Source organism: Shinella sp. GW821-FHT11G07, assembly GCF_058808115.1.
Genome location: NZ_JBXARJ010000001.1, coordinates 211,553 through 223,515, shown reverse-complemented (window position 1 = coordinate 223,515; position 11,963 = coordinate 211,553). Strand labels below are relative to the sequence as shown.

The following is an 11,963-nucleotide window of genomic DNA, read 5'->3' as shown; positions in this document are numbered from 1 at the left end:
AATTCTATTCCCTGTTCGGCACCGCCTTGGGATTATTCATCGCCCGGCAAGGGTCGCCTTAAGCTACAGGCGCCGGCCTGCGGCAAGCCGCCGCTCGAGCCAACGGCTATAGCGCGATGCGCCAAAACAGATAGCGAAATAGACGACGGCCACCACGATGTAGGCCTCGTTGTAGAAGCCGAGCCATTTCGGATCGGCGGCGGAGGCGCGAGCGGCGTTCAGGAGATCGAAGATGCCGATGACGGCGAGTAGGGAGGTTGCCAGCAGAAAGCCGATGGCGAGATTGACCAATGCCGGAATGACGATGCGAAAGGCCTGCGGCAGGATAATGAGGTGCAGTGTGCGCCAGTAGCCGAGGCCAAGGGCGGTTGCCGCTTCGGTTTGCCCCGAGGGCAGGGCCTGCAGACCAGCGCGGATGACTTCGGCGATATAGGCCGCCCAGAACAGCGTGACCATCAGCATGGCGCGCAGCATCTTGTCGAAGGACAGCCCGTCCGGCAGCGCCATCGGCAGGATCAGCATGGCGACATAGAGGATGCCAACCATCGGCGTGCCGCGCATCAACTCGATATAGAGGACCGAGAATGTGCGCAGTCCACCAAGTGTCGAGCGGCGGGCGAGTGCCAGCAGAACCGCAATCGGCGTGGCGGCAGCAAAGCAGACGGCCCAGACGAAAAGCGTCACCGGCAGACCGCCCCATTGGTTCGAGGGGATGGGCGTGCTGGTAAAGGCGCCCTGCATCAGCAGCCAGCAGGCAAGAATCGTTAGCGGCCAGGCGAAAAGCAGCGGCCGGCCCCAGAGACGCGGCAAGGCACTTGCGATCAGGATCGCGGCAAGCAGCAGGATAACGAGCGCCGGCCGCCATTGCAGGTCCGGCGGGTAAAACGCGAAAAGAATGAAGCGCAGCTTGGCGGTGACAAAGGCCCAGCAGGCGCCGGCCCGCGTGCAGGCCTCCGCATTGCCGGTAAACGTGGCGTCGAGCACCGCCCACCGAAAGAGAGGCGGCAGGATCTGCGACAGCAGCAACAGCGTCGCCGCAGTAATGAGCGTGTTGGTGCGTGTGCCGAACAGGCCGGTGCGCAGCGTTGCAAGGGTGCGGGCGGCGGCGGTCATCGTGTGCTTCCCCGTAGCGCAACACGGCTATTGTAGGCATTCATCAAGGCGGAGAGGGAAAGGTTGATCGCGAGGAAAGTGCCGATCAGGATGATCAGGGCTTCCATGGATTGGCCGGTCGTGTTGGCTGTTGTGTTGATGATGCTGACGAGATCGGGAAATCCGATGGCGACGGCAAGGCTCGAATCCTTGGTGAGATCGAGATAACTCGATGTCGTCAGCGGCGTGATGACGCGCAGCGCCTGCGGCAGCACGACAAGACGGATGATCTGGCCTTCATGCAGGCCGAGCGCGCGCGCGGCTTCCCATTGGCCGCCACCCACCGATTGGATGCCCGCCCGAACGATCTCGGCGATGAGGGCGGAGAATTTTATGACGAGGCCGGTAAGGAGCGCAGCGAACTCAGGCGAAAGATTGAGCCCGCCGCGGATGTTGAAGCCGGAGAGCGCGGGCACCTCGACAGCCGGCCTGGTGCCGGAGAGGAAGAGGGCGGCAAGGATTGCGGCAAAAGCCAATGCTATTGCCATAGTTCCGGTGCGACGCGTGAGACGTCGGGAGAGGCGGAGGACAAGAAGAAGCGCGACGCCGAGGATTGCGACAAATCCCAATGCGGCGGCGAGGCCGAATGGCCCGCCCTCCAGCGAGACCGAGGGGATGTAGACGCCGCGGCTGGTGAGAAAGATTGTGCCGAACAGCGCGGAGGCCTGGCGCGGCGCGGGCAGGGCCTTTGCCAGCGACATCCAGAAGAAGAGCTGGAGCAGCAGCGGCGTGTTGCGAGTGATCTCGATGAACCAGCGTACGAGACCGGAGAGCAAAAGATTGCGCGAGAGGCCGGCAATGCCGATGGCAACACCGAGGATCGTCGCAAGCAGGCAGCCGAGCAACGAGACCTTTAGCGTGTTGAGAAGACCCGAAAGGATCGCCCGCAGATACGTATCGCCCGCGCGAAATGAAATGGCGCTTTCGCCGATCTCGAAATTGGCGGAACTCGACAGGAAGCCGAAGCCGGGCAGGATACCGATCCGCGCCATCGTATCGAACACGTTGTGCACGAACAAGGCGCCGACTGCAGCGATCACGGCAAGAAAGGCGAGCTGGCCGAGCGGCCAGCCGCCCCACCAGCCACGGGCTTTCTCGACAATGCCGGGCCTCGAAGGGCCCGGCACGACGGTTCGAAACACGCGTCTGTCCGACATCAACGGAACGGCGGAGAGTAGAGCAGGCCGCCATTGGTCCACAGGCTGTTGTAGCCGCGTTCCCAACCAAGTGGCTTCAGGTTACGGTCGAAGATCTCGCCGTAATTGCCGACGGTCTTGATGATATTGTAGGCCCATTTCGGATCAAGGCCGAGTTCCGTGCCGAAGGACGGATCGACGCCGAGGAAGCGCTGGATGGCCGGATCTTCCGATTCCAGGAACTGGTCGACATTCGCCGAGGTGATGCCCCATTCCTCGGCCTGGATCGTGGCGTTCACGGTCCAGTTCACCAGTTCCAGCCAACGATCGTCACCGCCGGCGATTGCCGGTGCAAGCGGCTCCTTGGACAGGCGCTCGGGCAGGAGAACGTAGTCGTCCGGCTTCTTCAACTGCGTGCGCTTGCCGACGAGGTCGGAAGAATCCTGCGTGATCGCGTCGACTCGGCCCGATTCCAACGCATCGATGAACTGCCCCGTATCCTCGATGGTGACGGGCGTGAATGTCTTTCCGGTCTTGCGGAAGAAGTCGGCGACGTTGAGTTCGCCCGTCGTGCCGCTCTGGGCGCCGATGGTCGCGCCGTCCAGATCGGCGGCCTTCGTCACGCCGAGATCCTTGCGCACCAGAATGCCCTGGCCGTCATAGAAGACCGTCGGGCCGAAATGGAAGCCGAGCTTGAAGGCGCGGGTGGTGGTAACCGTCACACCCGAAAGCAGGATGTCGAATTCGCCGCTCTGGAGGGCGGGAAGGCGCTGCTGCGGCGAAGAGGAGGTGAACTCCACCTTGTCCGGCGTGCCGAACACGGCAATCGACAGGGCCCGGCCGAAATCGATGAAGAAACCCTGCCACTTGCCGTTGCTGTCCGGCGCGAAGAAGCCGGGCGTCGTGCCGACGCCGACCTTGATCGCGCCGCGCTGGTTGATCTTGTCGAGTGTCGGGCCGGCATGGGCGATGCCCGAAAGCATGGTGGTGGCGAGAAAGGCGGCAGCGACCGCCGATTTGACGGCCCGCCGAAGGGTCTTGTGCGCTATCATATTGAAATGTCCTCGTTTTCAAAAGAACTAAACTTCCGCCGCGTGGGTGAATTACCCGAAGCGTTGAAGGTCTGTTTATATTATCTATAAAATTAGTGTATTTAAGAAATCGACATCCAAATTTGCCCGGTTCCGAAGCAAATTGCTTCTCACTGGCTGTGCGTTTCGATCTGCTGATTTTCAGATGGCCCGGTCGTAAGGCTCATCTCACACAGGAGACGGGCCGTGTCTGAACCGTGCTTTCAAGAAGCGTCCGGACGGGGCGGCGGCGAGGCGCGCGCGTTGGCCTCAAGGTCAATCGGGTTTGGCCGCTAGCGGGTGTTCAAATACTTCGGGAGGATGACTTGAAATCGGGTGAGGTGGATGGGGGCTTATGGAACGTCGTCGTGTGCTACGATGCCGCCTTCACCTTCCATTGTCTGGATACGCCGGGTTTCGGAGCGGTTGAACTTCAGTCGCACGCCGATCCCGCCACGATCTCCATCCGGCAGGAAAGCGGCGCCGGCAGCCTCCAGGGAAGCGCGGAGTGCCGCGATGCTTTCGTCATCAGGCTTCCCGAGCTTGCGCTCAAAGCTCTCGATCGTCGAGATGTCGACTCCCGAGGCGACGGCAAGACGCTCCCGACTGTATTCGACGAGTGCGCGCGCTGCCCGGCACTGAGAGCCTGTAATCATGGGATCTCCTTTTCGCGGCAGTATCGTTCAACAGCTTTGGCGGGTCAACGCGCCGGATTTCCCGCACTTGAACAGGCTTCCCTTGGCGAGAAGAGAAGGGCGGGCTGCTCGCGTGAGGACGCCGATCCAAGCGACAGCCTTCCGGTGAAAGAATATTCTCCGCGGTCGAAAAGAAATAATCTATAAATTCTATAAACTAATATGATTTTTGTTAGGCTAGTCCCATCAACGTATCGAGGGGACATTCGATGGGGCAGCAATCCGAAACCATTTTCTCCAAGGGACTCTCGCGCCGCAGCCTGATCAAGGCGGCTGGCGTAACGGCCGTGGCCGCGACCGCCGGTGTTATCGGTGCGCGTTCAACGCGCTACGCCATTGCCGGCAATCTCATTCCAATCAAGCTGGAATGGACCGAAGTGGCTGCGTGTCATTCGCCCGTCGGCTTCGGCCTTTCCAAGGGCATCTATGCCAAACATGGCCTCGATGTTGAGCTCTTCTATCAGGGCGCGAGCGGCCAGACGCTCATCCAGGCGCTCGCCACCCGCAAGGCGGAAGCCGGTCCGGGGCTCCTTTACGATTGGCTGAAGCCGATCGAGCAGGGTTTTGACGTGCGGCTCTTTGCGGGCTCGCATGGCGGTTGCCAGAGCGTGCTCGTCAAGCCGGACTCCGACATCAAGACGCTGACGGACCTGAAGGGCAAGACGATCGGCACCTTCGACGTCATGTCACCCTCGCGCGTCGCCTTCTCCGTCGCACTTGCCAAGGCCGGCCTCAACCCGGAGACCGACGTCACCTGGAAAGTCTTCCCCTTCGATCTGGTTGCCGAAGGCGTGCTGAAGGGCGAGGCGGATGCTGTCGCCCACATGGATCCCTGGGCCTATTCCTACGAGAAGCAGCACGGCTTCCGCCGCGTCGCCGATACGCAGACGGGCACGTTCAAGGACCGCGTCTGCTGCGTGCTCGGCGTCAACGGCGACTATTACGAGGCCAACAAGGACGCCATCAAGCGCGTGGCATCCGCCAATCTCGAAATCCACCAGTATACGTCCCAGCATCCGGACGAGGTGGCGAAGTGGTATTTCGATACGCTGAAGCCCGGCCTGCCGCTCGAAGACCTGACGGAAGTCCTCTCCGCCTTTACCTATCACGACCATTGGTTCGGCAAGGAACTCCTGAAGGAAGTGAGGATCGGCTACGAAGACCTCAAGCTGACCGGCGTCATCGACGCCGCCACCGATCCGGAAGAGATCGCCAACCGCATCACCATCGACATCTTCGCGTGATCCGATGAGTGCTGCGGTAGACGAAACATTCGGCGGGGCAGGGCGGCGATCCGTTAGCCTGCCCCTGGCGGGGATCTGGCGCAACGGGTTGTTCGCGGCCGCGACCTGGTTTCTTGCGTCGGCGCTGACCTACGGGCTGCCCGACGTCATCAGCTGGGGGGCGACGGGGCTGTTTGCCGCCGTCACCCTCGTCGGCGCGCTCATCTTTCTGGTGCTTTCGGTCACCGTCCATCGCCTCGGCAGCGCCGGCCGCACACTCGTGCACTACGGACCCTGGTTCATCGTGCTCGGCCTCTGGCTTGCCGTCTGGGAAGTGTTGACGGCAAAGCTCGGCTGGCTGCCAAAACCTTTCTTTTCGCCGCCGCAGGGTTTGCTGCACGTCTACATGACGGATTGGGATCGGCTGCTCATCTGCATCGCCTATACCGGCCGGCTGTGGGGGCTCGGTTTCTTCTCAGGCATCCTTGTCGGCTTTGCCGGTGGCGTGGCGCTCGGCTGGTCGAAACGCTTCGCCTATTGGGGCATGCCGCTTCTGAAACTCATCGGCCCCGTACCGGCGAGTGCCTGGATTCCCTGCACCTTCTTCATCTTTCCGTCGACCTTCCACGCCTCGATCTTCCTCGTGGCGCTCGCCTCCGGCATCCCGGTCGCAATTCTCACGGCGGCAGGCGTCAGCCAGGTGAACCGGTCCTTCTACGATGTCGCCCGCACGCTCGGGGCCGACAACCGCTTTCTGATCTTCAAGGTCGCGATTCCGGCAGCGCTGCCGAACGTCTTCGTCGGCATCTTCATGGGCCTCTATTACTCCTTCGCCGTTCTCGTCGTGGCCGAAATGCTCGGCGCAAAATTCGGCCTTGGCTGGTACCTGCAGTTCAACACGGCCTATTCGGCCTACGCCAATGTCTACGCCGCCCTCATCATCATGGCACTGATCTGCGCCGGCCTCGTTCGCCTGCTCTTTGTCGCGCGGGATCGACTGCTCGGCTGGCAGAAGGGGGTTCTCTAGATGTCCGTCGCCTTCGCAGAAGCCAGTGCCGCCAACAGCATCGCTCTCGACGTCGAGGGGGTCTCCCATCGCTACGACCTCGACGGCAAGGCACTTCAGGTCCTCGACAACGTCAGTTTCACCGTAGAGCCCGGCGAGCTTGTCGCCCTGCTCGGTCCCTCGGGCTGCGGCAAGTCCACGCTGCTGCGTCTTGCCGCCGGCCTGGAGGCGCCGACGGTCGGAAACGTGAGCGAGGACGGCCAGCCGATCCTGGGACCGAACCCGGACCGCATCCTCGTTTTCCAGGATGCAACGCTGTTTCCGTGGCGCACCGTGCGGGCCAATGTCGCGATCGGCCTCGAGGCACGCGGACTTATTCGCGAGCGCGAGTACCGCATCGACGAGGTGCTGAAGCTGGTGAAGCTGGAAGGCTTTGCCGATTTCTACCCGCACCAGCTGTCGGGCGGCATGGCACAGCGCGCAGCGCTGGCGCGTGCGCTCGTCAACGATCCGAAACTGCTGCTGCTCGATGAGCCTTTCGGCAAGCTCGATTCGCTGACACGCCTGCGCATGCAAAAGGAGCTTCTCAATCTCTGGAAGACCGCCGGCTTCACGGCATTGCTCGTCACGCACGATGTCGAGGAAGCGCTCCTCCTCGCCGATCGGGTGATCGTTCTCTCGGACCGGCCGGCCTCGATCGTCGCGGAGTTGCGTGTCGACCAACCCCATCCGCGCCGACGGGACGATGCGAACCTCATCGCATTGCGCACCTCGCTGCTCGAAAAGCTCGGTATCTCCCATGACGTCTAGTGGCCGCAGCAGCTATCCGGTGGTCGCCATCGCCGGCGGCGCCTTCGCACTCGCCGCGCTCGGCTGGTGGTGGCTGATCTTCAGCAAGGTCGTCGAGAACGACTACCTGACCGTCGGCCAGGCTGTCACCTGCATAGCCGGTGCAACCGATCTCTGCACGCTCGCCCAGGCGCTCTGCACCAACGACCATCTCTACGGCATCCGCTGGTACGCGCCGGAGGCTTTCTGGGCCGCTGCGGCCGTCCTCGTCGCGGGTGTCCTTCTGTCTGCCCGTCCCTCGCGCGCCTGAAAGCGCATCACTCAAGGAGAAGTGCCATGACGATCCACCAATCCCCCGAGATTGCCGAGCAGGACATCGTGCAGCCGCCGGCCGGCACCGCCACGTTCAAGAGCCGGCATCCGGAAACGATCGCGCTGCACGGCGGAAGCTTCCGCTTCGATCCGACAAGCGGCGCAGTGGCCGTGCCGATCTACCAGACCAGTTCCTTCCAGCTGCCCGGCACCGACGGCGCCGACAAGCTTTTCGCGCTCGAAGCCGCGGGGCATCTCTACACCCGCGTCTCGAACCCGACGCAGGATGCCTTCGAGCAGCGCCTTGCGGAACTCGAGGGCGGCGCGGCAGCCTTGGCGCTCGCCTCCGGCCAGGCGGCGTCCGCCTTCGCGATCCTCAACGTGGCACGCACCGGCGACAACATCGTCAGCGCCGCTGGTCTCTATGGCGGAACCTGGGCGCTCTTTGCCGCCACGCTGAAAAGCTTCGGCATCGAAACCCGTTTCGTCGATGCATCGGATCCGGAAGCCTTCGAGAAGGCGACGGACGACCGCACCCGAGCCTACTATGCGGAATCCCTGCCGAACCCGAAGCTGGAGGTCTTCCCGATCGCCGAAGTCGCCGCCATCGGCCGGCGCCACGGCATCCCGCTGATCGTCGACAACACGGCGGCCCCCCTGATCATTCGTCCGTTGGAGCACGGCGCGGCGATCGTGGTCTATTCGACGACGAAATATATCGGCGGCCACGGCACCTCGATCGGCGGCGCCATCGTCGACAGCGGCACGTTCCCCTGGGCGGAGCATGCCGAACGCCAGCCGAACCTCAACGAACCGGACCCGAGCTACCAGGGTAAGACCTGGATCGAGAAGGCCGCCACGATCGCCTTCCATCCCTACATCCTGCGCGCCCGCGCTGTGTTGCTGCGCGACCTCGGTGCCGCGATCAGCCCGCAGAACGCTTTCCAGTTCATCCAGGGCCTCGAGACATTGCCGCTGCGCCTGCGCCAGCACAATGAGAACGCGGTGAAAGTCGCCGAATACCTGAAGGGCCATGCGAAGGTCGAACGGGTGATCTTCCCGAAATACCAGGAGGGAAGCGCGAAGGCGCGGGCGGAAACATACTTCAAGCCCGGCTACTTTGGCGCACTGGTCGGCTTCGAGCTGAAAGGTGGGCGCGAGGCGGGGCGCCGGTTCATCGACTCTCTCCAGCTCTTCTACCACCTCGCCAATATCGGCGATGCCCGGTCGCTGGCGATCCACCCCTCGACGACGACGCATTCGCAGCTCTCACTGGAAGACCAGCTGGCGACGGGTGTCACGCCCGGCTACGTGCGACTTTCCATCGGCCTGGAGCATCCCGACGACCTGATCGCCGATCTGGAGCGCGCGATCGCGCTGGCCTGAAAGCCGGCCAGACTCCGATCGGCGATTAACCCCGGCGCTCCCTCCTCGCGTCGGGGTTTTTCGTTACGAGGAGAGCCGCACACGGGTCTCGTACAAAAAGAAACGCCATTCCATTTTATAATCCATAAAAAAGATAGAATTCCTGTATTCGGCCCGACCAAACGCTACTCTCGCCGTCAATTCCAAGCGTGACGGACCTTTGTCCAATCACGACAGCGATGAGTACGATACGAATGACGCAGATCGAGAGTGCCTGGGGTGCTGGCCCCGGTGATGACTATGAAGCGCTGGCAGCGCCGTTCCGGCCGATTTTCGCAGAAATTTCGGCGCGGGCAACGGAGCGTGACCTGGAGCGCGACCTTCCGCACGAGGCAATCCGCCACCTGAAGGAAGCCGGCTTCGGGGCCACGCGCCTCCCGGTCGCGGACGGTGGCAAGGGTGCGAGCCTGCCGCAGTTTTTCAATCTGCTTATCGAACTGTCCGAGGCCGACTCGAACATTACGCAGGCGCTGCGCGGCCATTTCGGCTTCACCGAGGATATCCTCAACACGAAGGATGCGGAGCGGCGAAATCTTTGGGCTGGTCGTATCGGGCGCGGTGAGATTACGGGAAATGCCTGGAGTGAGATTGGCACCGGTGCTGCCCTTGACCGCTTCGCCACCAATGTCGCGGAAAAGGACGGAAGGCTCGTCCTGAACGGGGCGAAATATTATACGACTGGCTCGTTCTTTGCCGATTGGATCGATGTCGGAGCGTCGAATGCGGACGGCGAAGGCATTTCGGTCGCCGTGCGGCGCGAGGCCGAGGGTGTCGAGGTCATCGACGACTGGGATGGTTTCGGCCAGACCCTGACGGCAAGCGGCACGACCACCTTCCTGGACGTCGCGGTGCAGCCGGAAGACATCGTTATCGATGATGAGCGCTTCAAATACAGCGCTGCCTTCTATCAGTTGGTGCACCTGGCGACGCTTGCCGGCATCGGACGCGCCATCACGGCGGATGTCGCCAAGGCCGTGGCGGAGCGCCGTCGGACTTACACCCACGCCGCCGCCGCCCGCTCCAGCCAGGACCCGCAGGTACTGCAGGTCGTCGGCCGCATCCGCGCCGCCGCCTATGCCGCAAGCGCGATCACCCTGCAGGCCGCCAGTAGCCTCCAGCGCGCATATGAAGCGCATTTCGTCGATGATCCAGAAGCCGAGGAAAAGGCGAACGCGATTGCGGAACTCGAAGCTGCGCAGGCCCAGACGGTGGTCTCCGACCTGATCCTCGAAGCCTCCACGTTGCTGTTCGACGCGCTTGGCGCCTCGGCGACGAAGAAGCCGGCCGGCCTTGACCGCCACTGGCGCAACGCCCGCACGCTCGCCTCGCACAATCCGCGGATCTACAAGCACCGCATCATCGGGGACTTCGCCGTCAACGGCACGCCACCACCCTACCAGTGGCGCATCGGCGCGAGCGCGGGTTGACTACGATGATCAGGCTCGAAGGCATCACCAAAAGCTTTGCCGGCAAGGATGGTCCGGTGGACGCGCTCGACGGCATCGACCTGTCGATCGCCAAGGGCGAGATCTTCGGCATCATCGGCTCGTCCGGGGCCGGCAAGTCGACGCTGGTACGCCTGATCAACCTGCTTGAGCGTCCGACCGGCGGTGACGTCTTTGTCGCCGGTCAGCGGGTCACGGACGCCAGGGGCGAGAGCTTGCGGGACCTGCGTCGATCGATCGGCATGGTCTTTCAGCACTTCAATCTCCTGAGCGCCCGTACGGTCGCAGGCAATGTCGCCTATCCGCTCGAACTGACTGGCCAATACGGCAAAATCGAAATCGCCGACAAGGTGGCGGCGCTGCTTGCCCGCGTCGGGCTGACCGAACATGCACACAAATATCCCCGGCAGCTTTCCGGTGGTCAGAAACAGCGCGTCGGCATTGCACGGGCGCTTGCCTGCGAGCCGCAGGTGCTACTCTGCGACGAGGCGACGAGCGCGCTTGATCCGCAGACGACCGGTGCCGTGCTCGATCTGCTCCGCCAGATCAATCGCGATCTCGGCGTGACGATTGTGCTCATCACGCACGAAATGGATGTCATCCGCCGTACCTGCGACCGGGTTGCCGTGCTCGATCGCGGTCGCGTCGTGGAAGAAGGGCGTGTGACCGACGTCTTTCTGCATCCACGCCACCCGGCAACGTTGCGTCTCGTTCGCGAAGCGGAACCGGATGGTGGGTCGCTCGATGCCGTTGCAGCGTCCGATCTCGGCGGACGCACGGTTCGGCTCACCTTCACGGGACCGTCCGCACATAAGCCGATCCTGGGGCGCATCGCGCGCGAAAACATCGTCGACTACAGCATTCTTGGCGGTCGCGTCGGCCATATCCGCGAGACGCCCTACGCCCAGTTTGTCGTGTCGCTCAGCGGCCGTGACGTGGCAAGCGCCATTGCGAGCCTGCGGGCCAGCGGCGTGCATGTTGAGTTGCAGGGTGGAGCACTTGCCGAAGACCTGCCCATTGTGCCGCCCGGCCTTCAGGAAAGGCCACTCCATGTCGTTTGAGAACCTCTACTGGGGGGATATCGGAGCGGCGCTCGGCCAGACGCTGGCCATGGTCGGTGGTGCGCTGCTGCTCACCGTGCTTGTCGGCCTGCCGCTCGGCATCCTGTTGTTCCTCACAGGTCGACAGCAGCTGTTCCAGGCGCCCGTCGCCTATGGTGGCCTGTCCTTCGTGCTGAACATCATCCGCTCGGTGCCCTTCATCATCCTGCTCATCGTGCTGATGCCGGTTACCGTGCTCGTCACCGGCACATCGCTCGGTATTCGCGGCGTCATTTTCCCGCTGGTCGTCGGCACGTCGCCGTTCTTTGCTCGGCTCGTGGAAACGGCGCTGCGCGAGGTTGATCGCGGCATCATCGAGGCGAGCCTCGCCATGGGCGCCTCGACGTCGCAGACGATTTTTCGCGCGGTGCTGCCTGAAGCGCTGCCGAGCCTCTTGGCCGCCGTTACCGTCACCGCAATCGTACTCGTCGACTACACGGCCATGTCCGGCGCCATCGGCGGCGGCGGGCTGGGGGATCTCGCCATCCGGTACGGCTACCACCGGTTCCAGACGGAAATCATGCTGGTTTGCGTCGCGATCCTCATCGTCTTCGTCCAGCTCATCCAGGCGAGCGGTAACCGCCTCGTCACCCATTTTTCCCGCAAATGA

Annotated in this window: 12 protein-coding genes; 8 read left to right on the top strand and 4 right to left on the bottom strand. The window is 62.9% G+C overall.

Translation table 11 applies throughout. From position 1 onward, the window contains the following. Positions 1–63: 63 nt before the first annotated feature. From AC1RT2_RS01015 to AC1RT2_RS01000, 4 genes are all read right to left on the bottom strand, one after another. Complete coding sequence (locus tag AC1RT2_RS01015; RefSeq protein ID WP_493098642.1) at positions 64–1,113, bottom strand: amino acid ABC transporter permease; 1,050 nt, start codon at positions 1,111–1,113, stop codon at positions 64–66. Further along, positions 1,110–2,294, bottom strand: coding sequence for an amino acid ABC transporter permease (locus AC1RT2_RS01010; RefSeq protein WP_493098640.1), 1,185 nt, complete (start codon positions 2,292–2,294; stop codon positions 1,110–1,112). Before AC1RT2_RS01010 ends, AC1RT2_RS01015 begins: the two co-directional genes overlap by 4 nt. 14 nt (positions 2,295–2,308) lie before the next feature. Continuing rightward, a complete protein-coding gene (locus tag AC1RT2_RS01005; RefSeq protein ID WP_444798448.1) occupies positions 2,309–3,340 on the bottom strand; it encodes an amino acid ABC transporter substrate-binding protein in 1,032 nt (343 codons plus the stop codon). 371 nt (positions 3,341–3,711) lie between these two features. Then, a complete protein-coding gene (locus AC1RT2_RS01000; RefSeq protein WP_493098638.1) occupies positions 3,712–4,014 on the bottom strand; it encodes a helix-turn-helix domain-containing protein in 303 nt (100 codons plus the stop codon). 248 nt (positions 4,015–4,262) lie between these two features. On the opposite strand from AC1RT2_RS01000, the gene AC1RT2_RS00995 reads away from it, so the two are divergent. The 8 genes from AC1RT2_RS00995 (at position 4,263) to AC1RT2_RS00960 (ending at position 11,963) form a co-directional block, all read left to right on the top strand. Further along, positions 4,263–5,297, top strand: coding sequence for an ABC transporter substrate-binding protein (locus tag AC1RT2_RS00995; RefSeq protein ID WP_493098636.1), 1,035 nt, complete (start codon positions 4,263–4,265; stop codon positions 5,295–5,297). Between the two features lie 4 nt (positions 5,298–5,301). Continuing rightward, positions 5,302–6,303: an ABC transporter permease gene (locus tag AC1RT2_RS00990; protein ID WP_493098634.1), complete on the top strand. Its 1,002-nt coding sequence runs from the start codon at positions 5,302–5,304 to the stop codon at positions 6,301–6,303. Further along, on the top strand, positions 6,304–7,092 hold the full coding sequence (locus AC1RT2_RS00985) for an ABC transporter ATP-binding protein (RefSeq protein ID WP_493098632.1): 789 nt from the start codon (positions 6,304–6,306) through the stop codon (positions 7,090–7,092). Further along, positions 7,082–7,381: a hypothetical protein gene (locus AC1RT2_RS00980; RefSeq protein WP_493098630.1), complete on the top strand. Its 300-nt coding sequence runs from the start codon at positions 7,082–7,084 to the stop codon at positions 7,379–7,381. Before AC1RT2_RS00985 ends, AC1RT2_RS00980 begins: the two co-directional genes overlap by 11 nt. Before the next feature lie 26 nt (positions 7,382–7,407). After that, positions 7,408–8,769 (top strand): O-acetylhomoserine aminocarboxypropyltransferase/cysteine synthase family protein, encoded by a 1,362-nt coding sequence (locus AC1RT2_RS00975; RefSeq protein WP_493098628.1) that lies wholly within the window; start codon positions 7,408–7,410, stop codon positions 8,767–8,769. Positions 8,770–9,002: 233 nt separating this feature from the next. Then, on the top strand, positions 9,003–10,235 hold the full coding sequence (locus tag AC1RT2_RS00970) for an acyl-CoA dehydrogenase family protein (RefSeq protein WP_493098626.1): 1,233 nt from the start codon (positions 9,003–9,005) through the stop codon (positions 10,233–10,235). 5 nt (positions 10,236–10,240) lie between these two features. Beyond that, complete coding sequence (locus AC1RT2_RS00965; RefSeq protein WP_493098624.1) at positions 10,241–11,314, top strand: methionine ABC transporter ATP-binding protein; 1,074 nt, start codon at positions 10,241–10,243, stop codon at positions 11,312–11,314. Then, positions 11,304–11,963, top strand: coding sequence for a methionine ABC transporter permease (locus AC1RT2_RS00960; RefSeq protein ID WP_493098622.1), 660 nt, complete (start codon positions 11,304–11,306; stop codon positions 11,961–11,963). Before AC1RT2_RS00965 ends, AC1RT2_RS00960 begins: the two co-directional genes overlap by 11 nt.

Bases quoted from the DNA above. Each gene is read 5' to 3' on its own strand.
- AC1RT2_RS00975 (WP_493098628.1), top strand. From the start codon at position 7,408: ATGACGATCCACCAATCCCCCGAGATTGCCGAGCAGGACATCGTGCAG.
- AC1RT2_RS00960 (WP_493098622.1), top strand. From the start codon at position 11,304: ATGTCGTTTGAGAACCTCTACTGGGGGGATATCGGAGCGGCGCTCGGC.
- AC1RT2_RS00970 (WP_493098626.1), top strand. From the start codon at position 9,003: ATGACGCAGATCGAGAGTGCCTGGGGTGCTGGCCCCGGTGATGACTAT.
- AC1RT2_RS00990 (WP_493098634.1), top strand. From the start codon at position 5,302: ATGAGTGCTGCGGTAGACGAAACATTCGGCGGGGCAGGGCGGCGATCC.
- AC1RT2_RS00995 (WP_493098636.1), top strand. From the start codon at position 4,263: ATGGGGCAGCAATCCGAAACCATTTTCTCCAAGGGACTCTCGCGCCGC.
- AC1RT2_RS01000 (WP_493098638.1), bottom strand. From the start codon at position 4,014: ATGATTACAGGCTCTCAGTGCCGGGCAGCGCGCGCACTCGTCGAATAC.
- AC1RT2_RS01005 (WP_444798448.1), bottom strand. From the start codon at position 3,340: ATGATAGCGCACAAGACCCTTCGGCGGGCCGTCAAATCGGCGGTCGCT.
- AC1RT2_RS00980 (WP_493098630.1), top strand. From the start codon at position 7,082: ATGACGTCTAGTGGCCGCAGCAGCTATCCGGTGGTCGCCATCGCCGGC.
- AC1RT2_RS00965 (WP_493098624.1), top strand. From the start codon at position 10,241: ATGATCAGGCTCGAAGGCATCACCAAAAGCTTTGCCGGCAAGGATGGT.
- AC1RT2_RS00985 (WP_493098632.1), top strand. From the start codon at position 6,304: ATGTCCGTCGCCTTCGCAGAAGCCAGTGCCGCCAACAGCATCGCTCTC.
- AC1RT2_RS01015 (WP_493098642.1), bottom strand. From the start codon at position 1,113: ATGACCGCCGCCGCCCGCACCCTTGCAACGCTGCGCACCGGCCTGTTC.